19 protein-coding genes are annotated in these 15,647 nt (G+C 69.1%); 10 read left to right on the top strand and 9 right to left on the bottom strand.

What is annotated here, in order from left to right; all coding sequences use genetic code 11:
* Positions 1 to 31: 31 nt before the first annotated feature.
* The 4 genes from cysS to ACZ63I_RS02670 form a co-directional block, all read right to left on the bottom strand.
* On the bottom strand, positions 32 to 1,432 hold the full coding sequence (gene cysS / locus ACZ63I_RS02685; protein WP_469334652.1) for a cysteine--tRNA ligase: 1,401 nt from the start codon (positions 1,430 to 1,432) through the stop codon (positions 32 to 34).
* A 201-nt stretch (positions 1,433 to 1,633) separates the two neighbouring features.
* Positions 1,634 to 2,140 carry a 2-C-methyl-D-erythritol 2,4-cyclodiphosphate synthase gene (gene ispF, locus ACZ63I_RS02680; RefSeq protein ID WP_469334651.1) on the bottom strand — a complete coding sequence of 169 codons (507 nt, stop codon included), beginning with the start codon at positions 2,138 to 2,140 and terminating at the stop codon, positions 1,634 to 1,636.
* Positions 2,130 to 2,876 (bottom strand): 2-C-methyl-D-erythritol 4-phosphate cytidylyltransferase, encoded by a 747-nt coding sequence (gene ispD, locus ACZ63I_RS02675; RefSeq protein ID WP_469334650.1) that lies wholly within the window; start codon positions 2,874 to 2,876, stop codon positions 2,130 to 2,132. The genes ispF and ispD overlap by 11 nt, the downstream gene beginning before the upstream one ends.
* Before the next feature lie 294 nt (positions 2,877 to 3,170).
* The gene (locus ACZ63I_RS02670) at positions 3,171 to 3,653 is read right to left on the bottom strand and encodes a CarD family transcriptional regulator (RefSeq protein WP_003953493.1); all 483 of its coding nucleotides are present in this window, start codon (positions 3,651 to 3,653) and stop codon (positions 3,171 to 3,173) included.
* Positions 3,654 to 4,418: 765 nt separating this feature from the next.
* Between ACZ63I_RS02670 and ACZ63I_RS02665 the strand changes: the two genes are divergently transcribed.
* The gene (locus tag ACZ63I_RS02665) at positions 4,419 to 5,090 is read left to right on the top strand and encodes a DUF461 domain-containing protein (RefSeq protein WP_469334648.1); all 672 of its coding nucleotides are present in this window, start codon (positions 4,419 to 4,421) and stop codon (positions 5,088 to 5,090) included.
* A gap of 133 nt (positions 5,091 to 5,223) precedes the next feature.
* Here ACZ63I_RS02665 and phoP read toward each other — a convergent pair whose 3' ends face one another.
* Both phoP and phoR read right to left on the bottom strand, forming a co-directional pair.
* Positions 5,224 to 5,904: a two-component system response regulator PhoP gene (gene phoP / locus ACZ63I_RS02660; protein WP_041988055.1), complete on the bottom strand. Its 681-nt coding sequence runs from the start codon at positions 5,902 to 5,904 to the stop codon at positions 5,224 to 5,226.
* Positions 5,901 to 7,169 carry a two-component system sensor histidine kinase PhoR gene (gene phoR, locus ACZ63I_RS02655; protein ID WP_469334646.1) on the bottom strand — a complete coding sequence of 423 codons (1,269 nt, stop codon included), beginning with the start codon at positions 7,167 to 7,169 and terminating at the stop codon, positions 5,901 to 5,903. The genes phoP and phoR overlap by 4 nt, the downstream gene beginning before the upstream one ends.
* 252 nt (positions 7,170 to 7,421) lie before the next feature.
* On the opposite strand from phoR, the gene phoU reads away from it, so the two are divergent.
* Positions 7,422 to 8,102, top strand: a complete 681-nt coding sequence (gene phoU, locus ACZ63I_RS02650) for a phosphate signaling complex protein PhoU (RefSeq protein ID WP_469334644.1) — start codon at positions 7,422 to 7,424, stop codon at positions 8,100 to 8,102.
* A 388-nt stretch (positions 8,103 to 8,490) separates the two neighbouring features.
* On the opposite strand, the gene ACZ63I_RS02645 is transcribed toward phoU, so the two are convergent.
* The 3 genes from ACZ63I_RS02645 to ACZ63I_RS02635 all read right to left on the bottom strand — a co-directional run bounded on the left by ACZ63I_RS02645 (position 8,491) and on the right by ACZ63I_RS02635 (position 10,965).
* A complete protein-coding gene (locus tag ACZ63I_RS02645; protein WP_469334643.1) occupies positions 8,491 to 9,237 on the bottom strand; it encodes a phosphotransferase family protein in 747 nt (248 codons plus the stop codon).
* Between the two features lie 364 nt (positions 9,238 to 9,601).
* Positions 9,602 to 10,108, bottom strand: a complete 507-nt coding sequence (locus ACZ63I_RS02640; protein WP_469334641.1) for a nucleoside deaminase — start codon at positions 10,106 to 10,108, stop codon at positions 9,602 to 9,604.
* Positions 10,109 to 10,113: 5 nt separating this feature from the next.
* Complete coding sequence (locus tag ACZ63I_RS02635) at positions 10,114 to 10,965, bottom strand: GntR family transcriptional regulator (RefSeq protein ID WP_469334640.1); 852 nt, start codon at positions 10,963 to 10,965, stop codon at positions 10,114 to 10,116.
* A gap of 490 nt (positions 10,966 to 11,455) precedes the next feature.
* Here ACZ63I_RS02635 and ACZ63I_RS02630 point away from each other — a divergent pair, with 490 nt between their 5' ends.
* The 8 genes from ACZ63I_RS02630 to ACZ63I_RS02595 all read left to right on the top strand — a co-directional run bounded on the left by ACZ63I_RS02630 (position 11,456) and on the right by ACZ63I_RS02595 (position 15,630).
* Positions 11,456 to 11,926, top strand: coding sequence for a transcriptional regulator (locus ACZ63I_RS02630; protein ID WP_469334638.1), 471 nt, complete (start codon positions 11,456 to 11,458; stop codon positions 11,924 to 11,926).
* A 31-nt stretch (positions 11,927 to 11,957) separates the two neighbouring features.
* Complete coding sequence (locus ACZ63I_RS02625; protein WP_469334637.1) at positions 11,958 to 12,407, top strand: protein kilB; 450 nt, start codon at positions 11,958 to 11,960, stop codon at positions 12,405 to 12,407.
* Between the two features lie 92 nt (positions 12,408 to 12,499).
* Positions 12,500 to 12,760, top strand: coding sequence for a DUF6284 family protein (locus ACZ63I_RS02620; protein WP_469334635.1), 261 nt, complete (start codon positions 12,500 to 12,502; stop codon positions 12,758 to 12,760).
* Positions 12,757 to 13,620, top strand: coding sequence for a DUF2637 domain-containing protein (locus ACZ63I_RS02615; RefSeq protein WP_469334633.1), 864 nt, complete (start codon positions 12,757 to 12,759; stop codon positions 13,618 to 13,620). The genes ACZ63I_RS02620 and ACZ63I_RS02615 overlap by 4 nt, the downstream gene beginning before the upstream one ends.
* A complete protein-coding gene (locus ACZ63I_RS02610) occupies positions 13,617 to 14,456 on the top strand; it encodes a phosphoadenosine phosphosulfate reductase (RefSeq protein WP_469334631.1) in 840 nt (279 codons plus the stop codon). The genes ACZ63I_RS02615 and ACZ63I_RS02610 overlap by 4 nt, the downstream gene beginning before the upstream one ends.
* A gap of 100 nt (positions 14,457 to 14,556) precedes the next feature.
* Positions 14,557 to 14,748 carry a hypothetical protein gene (locus tag ACZ63I_RS02605; protein WP_469334629.1) on the top strand — a complete coding sequence of 64 codons (192 nt, stop codon included), beginning with the start codon at positions 14,557 to 14,559 and terminating at the stop codon, positions 14,746 to 14,748.
* A 98-nt stretch (positions 14,749 to 14,846) separates the two neighbouring features.
* Positions 14,847 to 15,203, top strand: a complete 357-nt coding sequence (locus tag ACZ63I_RS02600) for a DUF6251 family protein (protein ID WP_469334628.1) — start codon at positions 14,847 to 14,849, stop codon at positions 15,201 to 15,203.
* Between the two features lie 88 nt (positions 15,204 to 15,291).
* On the top strand, positions 15,292 to 15,630 hold the full coding sequence (locus ACZ63I_RS02595) for a DUF6257 family protein (RefSeq protein ID WP_469334626.1): 339 nt from the start codon (positions 15,292 to 15,294) through the stop codon (positions 15,628 to 15,630).
* The last annotated feature ends 17 nt before the right edge of the window (positions 15,631 to 15,647 follow it).

Below are 15,647 nucleotides of genomic sequence, written 5' to 3'. Positions count from 1 at the left end.
TCAGTGACAGCGTACGTAACCGCGCCCGTGGTCAGCGCGGGCCGAGCGTCCAGCGGGGTCCCGACGCGCTGTCCTCGACGGACAGGCCCGACTGCTGGAGCTGGTCGCGGATGGCGTCGGCACTGGCCCAGTCCTTGCGGGCGCGCGCCGCCTCGCGCTGGTCGAGCACCAGCCGTACGAGGGTGTCGACGACGCCGTGCAGATCCTCGCCCCGGTCGGCCTCGCCCGCCCAGTGCTCGTCCAGCGGGTCGAGACCGAGGACGCCGAGCATGGCGCGCACCTCGGCGAGCCGGGCGACGGCCGCCTCCTTGTCGTCGGCTGCGAGCGCCGAGTTCCCCTGCCGGACGGTGGTGTGCACGATCGCGAGGGCCTGCGGGACACCGAGGTCGTCGTCCATGGCGTCGGCGAAGGCCGGCGGCACCTCGTCGGCCGCGGGGGCCGCGCCGCCGTTCTTCTCCACGACGCGCTGGATGAAGCCCTCGATCCGCGCGAACGCCGACTCGGCCTCGCGCAGCGCCTCCTCGCTGTACTCGATCATCGAGCGGTAGTGCGGGGTGCCGAGGTAGTAGCGCAGGACGATGGGCCGCCAGCGCTTGACCATCTCGGAGACCAGCACCGAGTTGCCCAGCGACTTGGACATCTTCTCGCCGCTCATGGTGACCCAGGCGTTGTGCACCCAGTACTGCGCGAAGTCGTCGCCGTACGCCTTGGCCTGCGCGATCTCGTTCTCGTGGTGCGGGAAGATCAGGTCGAGGCCGCCGCCGTGGATGTCGAAGGCGGCGCCCAGGTACTTGTGCGCCATCGCCGAGCACTCCAGGTGCCAGCCGGGCCTGCCACGGCCCCAAGGCGTCTCCCAGCTCGGCTCGCCGGGCTTGACGGCCTTCCACAGGGCGAAGTCGCGCGGGTCGCGCTTGCCGGTCTCGCCGTCGCCCGATGGCTGCCGCAGCTCGTCGAGGTCCTGGTTGGAGAGCTGGAGGTAGTCGGGGAAGGACCGCACGTCGAAGTAGACGTTGCCCTCGCACTCGTACGCGTTGCCGCGCTCGATGAGGACCCGCATCATCTCGATCATCTCGGTGATGTGGCCGGTCGCGCGGGGCTCGTAGCTGGGCGGCAGGCAGCCGAGGACGTCGTAACCGGCGTTGAACGCCCGCTCGTTCTCGTACCCGATGGCCCACCAGGGGCGGCCCTGCTCGGCCGACTTCCAGATGATCTTGTCGTCGATGTCGGTGACGTTGCGGATGAATGTGACGTCGTAGCCCCGGTGCGTGAACCAGCGGCGCATGATGTCGAAGTTCAGCCCCGACCTGATGTGCCCGATGTGCGGGGCGGCCTGCACGGTGGCGCCGCAGAGGTAGATCGAGACACAGCCCGGGGTGAGCGGGACGAAGTCACGGATCTGCCGGGCGCCGGTGTCGTACAGCCGAATAGTCACGCGACAAGGGTAGTGCGCCCGGGGCAGTGCCCCGGGACGCTTTGGGCAACGGGGACACCGAAATCTGGTCCGGGGGACGGAGCGGGGACGATCCGGGGGCGGAGCGGGGGGCGGCGGGCGTCACCCGTACCGGCGTACGGGACGCCCGCCGCCCCTCCCGCGTCTCTTACGTCTCCTGCGTCTTCTGCGTCGCTTATGTCTCTACGTACGGACGACGAGCGCGGTCGCGATCGCGGCCAGCCCCTCGCCCCTGCCGGTGAACCCGAGACCGTCGGAGGTGGCGGCCGATACGGAGACGGGCGCGCCGACCGCTTCGGAGAGGATCTTCTGCGCCTCTTCCCGGCGCTTGCCGATCTTCGGCCGCAACCCCACGACCTGCACGGCGACGTTCCCGATGGCGAAACCGCCGTCGCGCACGATCCGCGCGGCCTCGGTCAGCAGCGTAAGACCGGAGGCGCCGGACCACTCGGGCCTGCCGGTGCCGAAGTGCGCGCCGAGGTCGCCCAGCCCTGCCGCCGAGAAGAGCGCGTTGCAGGCGGCGTGGGCGACGACATCGGCGTCGGAGTGGCCGGCGAGCCCCGGACCCTCGTTCTCCCAGAGCAGGCCGGCGCACCAGAGTTCGCGGCCTTCCTCGAAGGCGTGGATGTCGGTACCGATCCCGACCTGCGGAAGGACCACCCGGTCTGTGCCGGTCACGTCAGAACTCATCGTTGGCCCTCCTCCGGGCGAGAACGGCCTCGGCCAGCACCAGGTCCAGCGGCCGGGTCACCTTGAACGCCTCTTCGTGGCCCGGTACGACCACGACGGGCGAGCCGAGCTGCTCGACCATGCCCGCGCAGTCCGTGGCGCCTTCGCCCCGCTGGGCCACCGTCTCGTGGGCGAGCTGGAGCGTGGCCCTGTCGAAGCCCTGCGGGGTCTGTACGGCGCGCAGCGTGGCCCGGTCGGGCGTGGCGACGACCGGCTCGGGTTCGCCCTTCGGCCGCGGCTCGACCTGCTTGACGGTGTCGGAGACGGGCAGCGCGGGGACGACGGCGACCGCGCCGTCCCGTACGGCGTCCACGACGGCGTCCACGGTGTCGACCGGCACCAGCGGGCGGGCCGCGTCATGGACGAGGACGGTGGTGATGCCGTCGGGCAGCGCCTGAATGCCGAGCCGTACGGATTCCTGGCGCGTCTCGCCGCCGGGTACGACCAGGTAGTCGGTGCGCTGCGGCAGCGCGTGCTCGTCGAGGAGGTTCTTGACCTCGCCCGCGCCGTCGGGCGGCGCGACCACGACGACGAGCGACACGGCGCGGGACGCCGCCATCGCCCGTACCGCGTGGATCAGCATGGGGGTGCCGCCCAGGCCGCGCAGCGCCTTGGGGGCGCCGGGGCCGAGCCGTACGCCCCGGCCCGCCGCGGGGATCACGGCGGCGGTTCGGTGCGGGCTGGCTTCGTCTGACATCGGTTCCACTCCGGCAGGTTTGTGTCCTCGGCCGACGTGGGTATGGCCTGAGCGTGCCGGGCGCGACGCCTTGACCGGACCCTTCCGTGACACATGGTCGAGACGAGCTGCGCTAGCTGCCGGGCCCGGCACGCCAGATAAGCCCGGCACGCCGGACGACCGAAGAGCTAAGGTCATGTGTACGGGGAATGAGCGACGGATGTCGGACGGGGTGGGGACATACGGACATGCCGGAGCGCCCGGCGACTCAGCATCTTCCGCAAGCTGGTCAGCGGGCACCACGGCATTCGTGATTCAGGACGCGAGGACCTCGTCGAGCAGAGCCTCGGCCTTGTCTTCGTTCGTGTTCTCCGCGAGAGCGAGCTCGCTCACCAGAATCTGCCGCGCCTTGGCGAGCATGCGCTTCTCACCGGCGGAGAGTCCGCGCTCACGCTCACGGCGCCACAGGTCGCGTACGACTTCGGCGACCTTGATGACATCCCCGGAGGCGAGCTTCTCCAGATTTGCCTTGTAGCGTCGGGACCAGTTTGTCGGCTCCTCTGCGTACGGTGCCCGAAGCACCTCGAAGACCCGGTCCAGCCCATCCTGACCGACCACATCGCGCACGCCGACGAACTCCGCATTGTCCGCGGGTACGCGCACCGTCAAGTCGCCTTGGGCGACCTTGAGCACCAAGTAGGTCTTGTCCACGCCTTTGATCTGGCGAGTTTCGATGGCCTCGATCAGCGCGGCCCCGTGATGGGGATAGACCACGGTGTCGCCAACCTTGAACGTCATGTGACAGGTACCCCTTCCGTGGCTATCCAGGGTAACACGAGAATGCCCCGTTCTGAATGGTGTTTTCGCAGGTCAGGGCGCATCTCGGGGCTTGACAACAGCAACCTGAACGTGCTGCGGGCGGCTTCCCGGGGACGGTATTCGCAGGTCGGAGCGGTTGCGCGGGCGCACGGAAACACATGCGTTACGCACCGAACAACACCCTCCGATGAGGGCGAACGTCCCGATTTGCCGGATTCCGAGGGGTGAAGTTTCCGTACTCCGTTCGGATGTCGGTCCTCCGTGCGGATCGCCGGGCAAGGGATTCTGAATTTGATCACTCCGCCACCGCGATACTCCCGCGATACTCCGGCGACGCGGTATTGGCGGTGAATGCGGGGGTGCCGGGATAATTGATCAACGGGCTTATGTGAACGGCGTACGAAACCCCGGGATCGGGGACGGGAACGGGCCCGGGAACGGGGCTCCCCGACGGCGCACCGCCCGGGGCCGGTCGCCGTTGGGGGCGGGTCGGGTGCGGGGCGGCCACAACGGCTCGGTAACCTAAGCGCGCTGATGCGCCTTTAGCCACCAGCCGTACGACGTACGACCTGCACCGCCCAGCCGTTCCGCCCGACCTGTGTTCCGCCGCCCGACCCGTGTTCCGCCCGACCCGCTCCGCCGCCCGACCCGTGTTCCGCCCGACCCGCTCCGCCGCCCGACCCGTGTTCCGCCCGACCGTTCCCGTTCCGTTCCTTCGTATACGTCCAAGGAGTTGCCGCCGCCGTGAGCCGCAGCCTTCGACGCGGCGCCCTCGCCGCTACTGCCACCGTGTTCTCGCTCGCCACGCTCGCCGCGTGCGGTGCGGGCAACAACGCGCAGACGCTCCAAGTCAAGCCGGACAGCGCTGCCACCTCCATCGGTGACATCACCCTCCAGAACGTGAACCTCGTCACGCAGCCCAAGGCCGACGCGGGTGGTCCCGCGGTCGTCACCGGCACCGTGTTCAACAACGGCCGCAGCAAGCAGACCCTCGACACGGTGAAGCTGCCGGGCACGAACGCGACCGTGACGCTCTCGCCGGCCAAGGGCTCGGGCCCCATCTCCGTACCGCCCCTGGGGTCCGTGCAGATCGGTGGCGCGGGCAACGCGTCCGCCGTCATCGAGAACGGCAGCGAGGCCGCGATGAACGGCAACGCGCAGCAGGTCGTCTTCACCTTCAGCAAGACCGGTGACGTGGGGCTGCGCGCCTTGGTCGTCCCGTCGCAGAGCTACTTCAAGGGCGTGGGCCCGAGCGCGCTGCCGTCGGCGTCCGCCTCGGACTCGGCGTCGCCGTCGGAGTCCGCTTCGGACAACCCGTCCGGCAAACCGTCGGAGAGCGCCTCGGGCAAACCGTCGGAGAGCGCGTCCGGCAACCCGGCGGGCTCGGCGACGGCGTCCGCGAGCACCTTCGGCTGAGCCTTCGGTACGTACGGCAAGGCGCCCTGTCCGGGTCAGATCCGGACAGGGCGCCTTGCCGCGCCCGAGCAATGCGACCCGGGCCGGTTCACGGCCCGCGTGCTGCGCGGGCGGCTCGCTCTGATCGTTCGGTTTACGGCTCGAACTTGTAGCCGAGACCCCGCACCGTGACCAGGTAGCGCGGCGCGCCCGGGTCGGGTTCGATCTTCGCGCGCAGTCTTTTGACGTGGACGTCGAGCGTCTTGGTGTCACCGACGTAGTCGGCGCCCCAGACCCGGTCGATGAGCTGCATACGGGTCAGCACCCGGCCCGCGTTGCGCAGCAGCATCTCCAGCAGGTCGAACTCCTTGAGCGGGAGGTCGACCTTGCCGCCGGCGACGGTGACGACGTGGCGGTCCACGTCCATCCGTACCGGACCGGCCTCCAGGGCCGCGGGGGCGACCTCCTCCGGCTCGCCGCGGCGGCGCAGGACCGCGCGGATGCGGGCCACCAGCTCCCGCGAGGAGAAGGGCTTGGTCACGTAGTCGTCGGCCCCTATCTCCAGGCCGACGACCTTGTCGATCTCGCTGTCCTTGGCGGTCACCATGATCACCGGGACGTTGGACTTACCGCGCAACTGGCGGCAGACCTCCGTGCCCGGCAGCCCTGGCAGCATCAGGTCGAGGAGGACGAGGTCGGCGCCGTTGCGTTCGAACTCGTCGAGCCCCGCGGGCCCGGTGGTCGCGATCGCGACCTCGAAGCCTTCCTTGCGGAGCATGTAGGAAAGAGCGTCGCTGAAGGATTCCTCATCCTCGACGACGAGCACTCGGGTCACGGAAGGACCTCCGGGGCAGGAATCACGGTCGGGGGATCCAGCACCAGGCTGGTGTCAGCGTTGTAGGAGGCCTGGTCGTCTTCGTCCAGGCCGGTCATCGGTGTCGAACGGTCCCGTGCGGCGCCCGCCTCGGGGAGCTTCAGGGTGAAGGTGGAGCCCTGGCCTTCGGAGCTCCACACGGTGACCTCCCCGCCGTGCGAGGCGGCCACGTGCTTGACGATGGCGAGGCCGAGTCCCGTACCGCCCGTGGCACGGGAGCGGGCGGGGTCGACGCGGTAGAACCGCTCGAAGACCCGCTCGCGGTCTTTTTCGGAGATGCCGATGCCCTGGTCGGTCACGGCTATCTCGACGGCGTCGCCGCCGTTGGTCACCCGGTTCACGGCGATCCCGACGCGGGTGCGGGCCGGGGAGTAGTTGACGGCGTTCTCGACGAGATTGCCGAGGGCCGCTGCGAGCTGGCCGCGGTTTCCCCATACGCGCAGGTCGACAGTACCGCCTGCGGCCATCGTGATCTGTTTCGTGGACGCAGCGTGCCGGGACCTGTCGATGGCCTCGGCGACCAGTTCGTCCACGCGTACCGGCTCGGCGTCCTCCAGCGGGTCGTCGTTCTGCACCCGGGAGAGGTCTATGAGTTCCTGTACGAGGTTGGTGAGCCGGGTCGCCTCGATCTGCATACGGCCGGCGAAGCGGGTGACCGCCTCGGGGTCGTCCGAAGCGTCCATGACAGCCTCGGAGAGCAGCGAGAGCGCGCCGACGGGGGTTTTGAGTTCGTGGCTGACGTTGGCGACGAAGTCGCGTCGTACGGCTTCGATCCGGCGGGCCTCCGTGAGGTCCTCCACCAGCAGCAGGACCAGCCGGGAGCCGAGCGGCGCGACCCGTGCGGAGACGGCGAGGGCTTCGCCGCGGCCGGTGCCGCGGCGCGGCAGGTCGAGTTCCACCTGCCTTATCTCGCCGTCCCTGCGGGTGTCACGCGCCATGTGCAGCATGGGTTCGACGGCGAGCTTGCCGCCGCGGACCAGGCCGAGCGCGTACGCGGCCGAGCTGGCCTTGACCACCGCGTCGCTCTCGTCGAGGACGACGGCCGAGGAGCGGAGCACGGAGAGCACGGTGTCGACACCAGGGGGCAGTACGGCATCCGTGTGGAGCGAGGTGCGCGTCGGTCTTGCCTGGTCGCGCTCGCTCCAGCGGAACGCCAGCATGGCGATCACGCCGGTACACACGCCGGCGATCGCTGCCACTGCGGCGACAGCCGCGTTCACGTCCATGCCTCCAGGTTATGCACGGACACGGACACTCTCCCAGCCGTCCGGGTGTCTGCTCGAACACTCGTCGCCCAGAGTTCACCGAGGGGAAAGTACCGGTTCACTTGTGCGGGAGGCTGCGGACGCGTAGCGCACCGAACGTGGGACCGTGGGGCCGGGCACGTCGCAGGAGCAGTATCCGTCCCGGACCCGCACCGGCCGGCACGGCACCATGGCAAGAGCATGAGACGGCATGAGCAAGAGAGGGACACACCCATGCGGGACGCGTACCACGAGGAACTTGACTCGATAGGCGACGACCTGGTCGAGATGGCCCGGCTGGTCGGTTCCGCCATCGGGCGTGCCACCACCGCCATGCTCGACGCCGACCTGAAGCTCGCGGAGAACGTGATCGCCGCGGACCAGAAGGTCGACGATTTGCAGCACCAGTTGGAGGCGCGCGCCATCGCACTGCTGGCCCGCCAGCAGCCGGTCGCGACCGATCTGCGGATCGTCGTCACGTCGCTGCGGATGAGCGCGGACCTGGAACGCGCGGGCGACCTCGCCCAGCACGTCGCCAAGCAGGCGCGGCTGCGCTACCCGGAGTCGCCGGTGCCGCACGACCTGCACACGACGCTGCTGGAGATGGGGCAGCTCGCGCAGCGGCTGATGGCGAAGGCCGCCGAGGTCATCATCACGAAGGATGTCGACCTGGCGCTCCAGCTAGAGCAGGACGACGACGAGATGGACCTGCTGCACCGCACGCTGTTCCAGCACCTGATGGACGACCGCTGGAAGCACGGCATCGAGACCGCCGTGGACGTGACGCTGCTGGGCCGCTACTACGAGCGCTTCGCCGACCACGCGGTGTCGGTGGCCAAGCGGGTCGTCTACCTGGTGACGGGCGAGCACGCGGACGAGATCCAGCAGGCGGACATCCCGGTGGAGGGTGCGTAGGCAGCGCACGGGAGCGTACGGCGCATTGGGGCGTGCGAGGGGGCGTACGGAAGCGTCTGCGTACGTGCGCCGTTGATGCGCCCGCGGGTGTGGGCATCCAATGGTGGCAGGCGATGAGGACGACACTGCCGCACGCCTTCGAGGACGCACGCCTTTGAGGAGGGCCCATGGCCGATTCCCCCGCGACCGATCCCCAGCCGGAAACAGCCCCTGCCACAGTCCCCACCGAGGCCACCCACCTCCCCCTGCTGGCCGCCTGCGGCTGCGGCTCAGGCTGCGGCTGCGGCTGCCAGTCAGGCGCCCCCTGCCAATGCGGCGGCTGACGCCACACCCCAGGCACACACGTTCGAGGGCCCCGGCCGCAAGCAGGGGCCCTCGACACGTCTCCTCACATCCGGGACCTCAGCACGTCGACCTCGCAGCCCGGCGCGAACGGGTCGAAGCCGTGCTGGGACAGCCAGCGGATCACCAGCAGGCTCCGTAGCGACCACCACGCGCGGATCACGTCGAGGTCGACGTCGGTGCCGTAGCCGGCGACGACGTCGCCGAGGTGCTCCTCGTGTCCGAGCGTCAGGTTGGCGAGATCGAACAGGGCATCACCCGGGCCCGCCTCGGACCAGTCGATGATGCCCGTGATCTCGTCGGCGCCGTCGACGAACACGTGAGCGATCTGCAGGTCACCGTGGATGAACACCGGAGTCCACGGCCGGAGCGCGGCCGAGGCGACCTGGCGGTTGCGGGTGACCAGGTCGGCGGGCAGGACACCGCCCGCCACGAGCAGCTCGCACTCGCTGTCCAGCTCGGCGGCCAGCTCGTCGGGGCCCTTCCCCCGGGCGGCCCAGGGCGGCAACGGCGCCTCATGCAACGCCCGGACGGCGGCGCCCGCCGCGGCCCACGCCGCCGGCGACGCGGTCGACGGCTCGCCGAGGCGCCCGAGCGCCGTCCCCGCAACCGCGGCGATCGCGAGCGCGGGCGGCTTGCGCCACAACACCTCCGGAGTCGGCACGGGCGCCAGCGCCATCGCCTCGACCTCCCCGTCGAGGCGCGCCTGATCGGCGTCCACCTTCAGGAACACATCACCGACACGCAGGGTGGCGCGCTCGGAATGGGCGACGACGACCTCGACCTCATCCATGACGCCCAATATCCCGGACGCCCCGGATCCGTCGCTCGGGTTTTTTCGCGTACGACGGCCTGGAGACGCCCCAGAGACGGCACCGGCGCAGCATTAAGGCCCCTACCGGCGGAGATTCCGCAGGTGGCCTTGAGCTGTGCTGGTTACTTCTTCTTGCCCTGGGTCTGGCGGGCCAGACTTCCGGCCCTGGTCAGAAGGGTGTGCCCCTTGCCTGACCTGCGATCCAACCGTCGTGCTTGGTCGTTGTTGGCCGCTACTCGTCACCCTCGGAGGGCCCAGCGAGGGCCCAGCGATGCCGCACTGTGGCTCCTCGTGAAGAAGAGCAGCTACGCGGGGCGACCCTCTGCGGCTCGCCAGAGAGCAGTCAGAGCTTCGGTACCACTGGATCCGGCAGTGCGGCAGACCAAGAACGCAGCACCTCGGCGGCCTCTAGAGCAAGGGGGCCTTCGGCTACGTCCTCGCGCAGCGAGCGGAGGTCTGCCGGGCGGGTTAGCTCCCTGTAGAGCTGCAGATCCTCGAAGCCGTTCACGGCGACATCGTGGCTCGTAGCGCCGAACACGATGCGGGGCAGCCGGGCCCAGTAACAGGCGACAAGGCACATAGGGCAGGGCTCGCTACTGGCGTACATGACGCCATCTTCGAAGAGGTGCTGGCCCAGCTTTCGGCCCGCGTTGCGCAGCGCCATCACCTCTGCGTGTGCGGTCGGGTCGGCAAGCTCAACGACGCTGCTCGTGCCTTCGCTCACGATTTGCTGGCCGATTACGACGATGGCACCGAAAGGCGTCTTCCCTTCGTCTTCGAGGGCGTGACGTGACAGCTCGATCGCGTGCGCAAGGAACCCTGAATCTGTGTCACTCAAGTTGACGCTCACGGTTTCTATTCCTCGTTCCCTGAAGGCTTGGGTGCGGACTTTTTCCGCCATGCTTTCAGCGGGCTAACGAATCTGAGTTCCGTGCGGTCCGCCGGATACTCCGCGTCAGAGATCTCGACGGCTCGGTTTTCCGTGTCCAGAGAGATGCGGCGACAGAGTAGCAAGGGAACGCCTTCAGGGAGTCCCCATTGCTGAGCCTCTACCGTGGTGGGCATCCTTCCAGTGACCTGGTCCACCATGCACATGACTTCGATCCCCACAGTGGAGAGTTGGTGCAAGGTGCCACCGGGCCACGGTTCCTTGGATTCGTCCAACAGGTCTGGATTGGCCTTCACCAAGTCCACCGGCATATAGGACGTACTGAACGACAGAAGGAGCCCCGTGCGGGCATCGTGTGACACATACCGCCGTCGCAGTATTTCAGCGCCACTTTCAAGGTCAAACACTTCGGCCAGGTCAGCGTTCGCTTTGATTCTGTCATACGTGGATTTGAACACTTGATCCACGATTGACATGTTGAGATTCGTTTCTGCTTCCCCTATGGCGCCACGCTCTTCTTTGGGCCGCCGCGCCAGGTCCTTTTCTGCCTGATGCCGCTCGGAGGAGCGGACAACCTTTCCCGGCGGAATGCGCACCACGGGAGCCTTGCCACGGCCGGCAGTGATGAGCCCCTGCGCCTTCAGGAGGGCGACTGCTGAGCGCGCGCTGTTCATGGAGCATCTGTAGATGCCGCAGATGTCGGCCAGCGTCGGGAGCGAGTCTCCAGGCGTGAGATCTCCTCGCTCAATCTGCATGCGCAGGTCGTCCGCGATCCGTAGGTGGATGGGAGCTTGCACGGCTGTCGGCTGAGGGTCCATCCGTACAGCATCCCGGATCGCGGGTTTGTGGGCAAACCCTTGCGCGCTGCCCTCGGTGTCGCTACGGTCATAACCAGTTCGAGGGTTTGCCCACAAACCCGCGAACGACCGTCAGGCCCTGCGGGCTTGGCATGACAACTCCACAGCGTGATCCACCGCAGCACGGCGGCCGTGACCGTTCCGGCCGAGGCGAGTGGAGACCAGCCGACCGAGAACCGGCCCCCTTCACACCGGGGCCCACACCCCTAACCGGGAACGCCATCGGCTCTAAGAACCGCACGGCACACCTTGAAACTGCGACCTCAGACTTCCGGGACCTCGGAACTCCCCGGAACGAGCAGCGCCGTGCGAATGCGAGTTCCGAACGCTCGACCACCACACTCCGCAGCGGTTTCCGCTTCGGCCGGTTGCCTCCACCGCTCGTCTCGTACGAGCGGTGCTGAGGGGAGCCGGACAGCTCCGAACCTTCCTGTGACAGGAGATCCCCCGCATGCCCGCTGCTACTTTCGCCGCCGTGTTCGTCGCTCTCTTGGTGGGTCACTCGGTTGGTGATCACTGGGTACAGACCTCGGTACAGAGCGCGGACAAGGGGCGTCCCGGCTGGGTCGGCCGTCTCGCCGACACCCGGCACGTCCTTGGCCTGACCCTGACGAAGGCTGTCGCCCTTCTTGCCGTCGTCCTGCTGCTGGACCTGCGCGTGAGCGCCCTCGGCATCGTCCTCGGTCTGGGATGCGACGCGGTCACCCACTGGTGGGCGGACCGCCGCTCGACCCTCGCCTGGCTCGCCAAGGTGGCCGGCAAGGGCGAGTTCTACTCGCTCGGCACCGGTACACACCCGGCGGCCCCCGTCACCGCAACAGGCAAGCCCGCCGGGCACCTCGGTACCGGCGCCTACGCGCTTGACCAGTCTTTTCACCACGTATGGCTGCTGATCGGCGCGCTGATCATCGCCACCGTCTGACGGCTCCTCACACGCCGGAAAGGGTCACCCCATGATTGCCAGCCTGATAGCGGTACTCGGCACCCTGCTTGGTTCCGTCACCGCCTACGTGTTGCAGCAGCGTTCGGCCCGTGCCGATCGTGCCGAGGCGCGCGACGAGATGGCGGCGCGTGACCGGCTCTCCGCCGTGACGGCGGTCGCCGCCGCTCTCGCCGACCACCGGCGGGCCATGTGGGTCCGGGAGGACCTGCGACTGCGTGAGGGTTACGGAGACGCCTACGACGCGGTTCGCGCTGAGAGCCACGTCACCCGCTCCGCTCTCACCACCCCGCTCGCCACGCTCACGATCCTCGCGCCCGCGCTGGCCGTCCCCGCCGACGCCGCCGCCCGCGCCGCCTACGCCATGCGGTCCGCCACTGACGCCGGCACCCTCGCCGCTCTGCGCACCGAGGCCATCGCCGCCGCCGACCACTTCGTCCGCACGGCCGCCGAACAGAACTGACTACGCCCCACCCCGCAACGGCGCGCGGCCCCGGAGATGCAACTCCGGGGCCGCTGTTCGAGCCGTGCCACCTGCTAGGGAGAGACCGACTCATGAACCAGATTACTGTTCTGGACGCCCTCACGGCGTTCGCCCCATGGCTTGAGCCGACCGACGCGGAACTGGACGCGATCGAGACGGAGATGCCCGCGATCCTCGCGGACGTCGACCTGCTCGACGCGCAGATCACCGCCATGGACCGGCCGGCCAACGAGCTGGACGCGCGGCGTATCCGCCGGGCCCGGCGCAAGGTGCTGGCGGCCCGCCGGGACCTGGCCAACACCACGGCGCACGTGCCGGGGGTGGGAGCATGAACCGCACCGGTAAGACGCTGCTTGTGCTGGCCCTGGTCGGTGTGGTCGGCATGGCGTTCCGCGTGTCCTGGAACGCTTTGCGGGATGTGGCCCGCGCGATCGGCGCGGACGCCACGGCCTCGCTGCTCTACCCGTTCGTGGTCGACGGCCTGATGGCCCTGGCCCTGATCGGGACGCTGGTCCTGACCGACAGGGACGACAAGAGGACGGCGCTGCGGGTGCTGGCCACCTACACCGCCGCGTCCCTGGTCCTCAACTACGTGCACGGACTCGTACCCGCGCTGCACGGCGGTGCGGTCGACGTCGGTCGACTGGCCGACTGGGACCCCGCCAACTGGGCTCTGGTCCTGCTCGCCACGTCGCTTCCGGTCGGGTCGATCTACTTCGGTTCGGACCTGGTCGCGAAGGTGCTGCACCACCGACCCGACACCACCACGGACAACCAGAAATCGACGCAGATCAGCGCGAATCGGTCTATGTCTGACCTGGGAGAGTCGACCCCGGCACCGATCATCGCCGCGCCTCCCGTGGCCGAGCTTCCCGCCCCGACCGCAGCCGACGCCTCCGCACTGCCGGAGCCGACCGAGTCGGCGCCGGTTCTAGCGTCGGTCGGTGCGGAGTCGACCCGTCCGCGTCGGGCGACCGGTCGGGTACCCGCCGCCGCCCGCACCCCCCGACCCACCCGCACCCCCGCCCAACTCCTCACCGAGACGAGGGAGTTGACGGCTGACTGGTCGGACGGGGAGTTGACGGCTGAGGCCATCCGTAAGGGTGTCCACACGTCTGCGGAGAAGGCGCGCGGACTGCGCGACACCCTGCGTGCCGAACGCGCCGCCGGACCGGACGAGGTGGCGGCATGAGCGCCCCCACGATCGTCCCCGCCGCCGGGCCTGTCCGGTCCATCAGCTACGGCGGGGGCGTGCAGTCGACCGCGCTGCTCGTTCTCGCCGCTCAGGGCCGTATCGACTTCCGCACGTTCCTGATGGCCAACGTCGGTGAGGACTCGGAGAACCCGGGCACCCTGCGGTACCTGGAAGAGCACGCCCGGCCGTATGCGGCTGAGCATGGGATTGAACTCGTGCTGCTGGACCGTGTCATGGTCCGCACGGGTGAGGTCCGCACGCTGCACGGCCAGCTCACCAAGGAGGGGAGCCGGTCACTGGCGATACCCGTGCGGATGTCGAACGGGGCGCCCGGCACCCGCTCGTGCACGGCTGACTTCAAAATCAAGGTCATCGCCCGTGAGCTGAAGCGGCGGGGAGCCACGAAAGCGGCCCCGGCCACGATCGGTATTGGGATCAGCCTTGATGAGATCCATCGGGCCAACAACCGGCGCTGTGAGCCGCACGAGCAGATCGTCTACCCGCTGCTTGAACTGGGACTTCGGCGTATCGACTGTGCGCGGATCATCCGGGATGCGGGACTGCCCGTGCCGCCGAAGTCCTCGTGCTGGTTCTGCCCTTTCCACCGGCCCGAGACCTGGCACGACATGCGCCGCACACAGCCGGAACTCTTTGAAAAGTCCTGCCAGCTTGAAGAACTCCTCAACAAGCGGCGCGACGAACTCGGTAAGGACCACGTCTACCTGACCCGCTTCGGCCGGCCCCTGCGCAAGGCCATCCCCGACGGGGTCGACCTGCTGCCCATCTTCGATGAAGCAGACGGCTCCTGCGACTCCGGATGGTGCGCCACCTGACCGCACCCCGCCGCCCCGGCATCCACGCCGTGAGGGCGCCCGATCGGATCGGGCCCGGGGCACTCCGACCCTCCGGTCGGTTCCACCGAAGGAGACCCGCATGTTCGGCAAGAGCAAGCGCACGGCCACGACTACTCCCACCGCACAGAGCGACCAGTACCGCCTCAAGGCCACCGGCCAGCGAGTCACCCTTCTTGAGCACATCAGCGGCGGTGACGTCCGTATCGCCATGGACACCCCCCGCATCACGCGGGACGCCATCGTCAGCGCCCGCGACATCACCCCCGCCTGACCCCGACAGTCCCGCCCCGGCAACGCTGCCGTGAGGGCGCCCGATCGGATCGGGCCCGGGGCACTCGGCACCACCCCGCACACCGCTTTGGAGGACCCGTGGAACAGCTCCCTGCCCCGCGTACGGTCGTGCAACTGCCCGATGGCCGCCACGCCTACATCCACCCGGGCGACCTGCCCGCGCAGCAGCAGTCGCCGCAGGTCGTGCACATTCACCAGGCCCCGCCGGATCGCACGGTGCAGCGCGTCGCGCTCGGCTCCGGCATGGGCGCCGGCGCGGTCGGCGCGTCGGTCTACTTCGGCCCGATGCTCGTTGCGGCCATGACGTCGATGGCCATCTCCCTGGCCGTCGTCGCCCTGGTCATCGTCGTGTCCGCTTGGGCCGTTGTGACCGTGGTGCGCTCCGTCGGCGGTACGGACGGCAAGCGTGCGGCGAAGTCGCTGCGCCGGCGCTGATCCGCCGTGCCTCTGTCGCCCCCGGGCCCCCTGCCGGGTCCGGTGACGGCAGAGGACCGGACGGACCGGCCCGAAGGGAGATCCCACGATGGCACAGCAGGACCTGCGGCTTACCGCAGGTGAGAAGGCCCGTGCCGCTGCTCTCGTCGCGCGGATGGTCAAGCGCGGCACCGCCGGCGAAAAGGTCTACATCGATGATCTGACGCGCCGTGTCGACCGCATCACCGACCGGGCCGCACAGCGCAACGCCCGCGAACAGGACGCCATGCGCAGGCAGTTGGACGTCGCCCGCAAGGCCGTCGCGGTCGCCAAGACCGCGCTGCGCACCGCCGACCGCACCGAACGCCCGGCGGCCCGGACGGCGCTCAGGCGGGCCGAGGACACGTTGCGGCGCACGGAGCGTGCTGCGCGGCGCATCGGCTTGTGACCAGCCCCGCGACGGCC

Source organism: Streptomyces sp. NPDC087906, from assembly GCF_055584925.1.
The sequence above is the reverse complement of the archived record's forward strand: the minus strand, read 5'-3'. Positions and strand labels throughout refer to the sequence as shown.

Coding starts and splice junctions, on each gene's coding strand:
- ACZ63I_RS02635 (WP_469334640.1), bottom strand. CDS start 10,965: ATGGACCCTCAGCCGACAGCCGTGCAAGCTCCCATCCACCTACGGATC.
- ACZ63I_RS02630 (WP_469334638.1), top strand. CDS start 11,456: ATGCCCGCTGCTACTTTCGCCGCCGTGTTCGTCGCTCTCTTGGTGGGT.
- ACZ63I_RS02595 (WP_469334626.1), top strand. CDS start 15,292: ATGGCACAGCAGGACCTGCGGCTTACCGCAGGTGAGAAGGCCCGTGCC.
- ACZ63I_RS02670 (WP_003953493.1), bottom strand. CDS start 3,653: ATGACGTTCAAGGTTGGCGACACCGTGGTCTATCCCCATCACGGGGCC.
- ACZ63I_RS02615 (WP_469334633.1), top strand. CDS start 12,757: ATGAACCGCACCGGTAAGACGCTGCTTGTGCTGGCCCTGGTCGGTGTG.
- ispF (WP_469334651.1), bottom strand. CDS start 2,140: ATGAGTTCTGACGTGACCGGCACAGACCGGGTGGTCCTTCCGCAGGTC.
- phoR (WP_469334646.1), bottom strand. CDS start 7,169: ATGGACGTGAACGCGGCTGTCGCCGCAGTGGCAGCGATCGCCGGCGTG.
- phoU (WP_469334644.1), top strand. CDS start 7,422: ATGCGGGACGCGTACCACGAGGAACTTGACTCGATAGGCGACGACCTG.
- ACZ63I_RS02625 (WP_469334637.1), top strand. CDS start 11,958: ATGATTGCCAGCCTGATAGCGGTACTCGGCACCCTGCTTGGTTCCGTC.
- ACZ63I_RS02605 (WP_469334629.1), top strand. CDS start 14,557: ATGTTCGGCAAGAGCAAGCGCACGGCCACGACTACTCCCACCGCACAG.
- ACZ63I_RS02620 (WP_469334635.1), top strand. CDS start 12,500: ATGAACCAGATTACTGTTCTGGACGCCCTCACGGCGTTCGCCCCATGG.
- ACZ63I_RS02610 (WP_469334631.1), top strand. CDS start 13,617: ATGAGCGCCCCCACGATCGTCCCCGCCGCCGGGCCTGTCCGGTCCATC.
- ACZ63I_RS02645 (WP_469334643.1), bottom strand. CDS start 9,237: ATGGATGAGGTCGAGGTCGTCGTCGCCCATTCCGAGCGCGCCACCCTG.
- ispD (WP_469334650.1), bottom strand. CDS start 2,876: ATGTCAGACGAAGCCAGCCCGCACCGAACCGCCGCCGTGATCCCCGCG.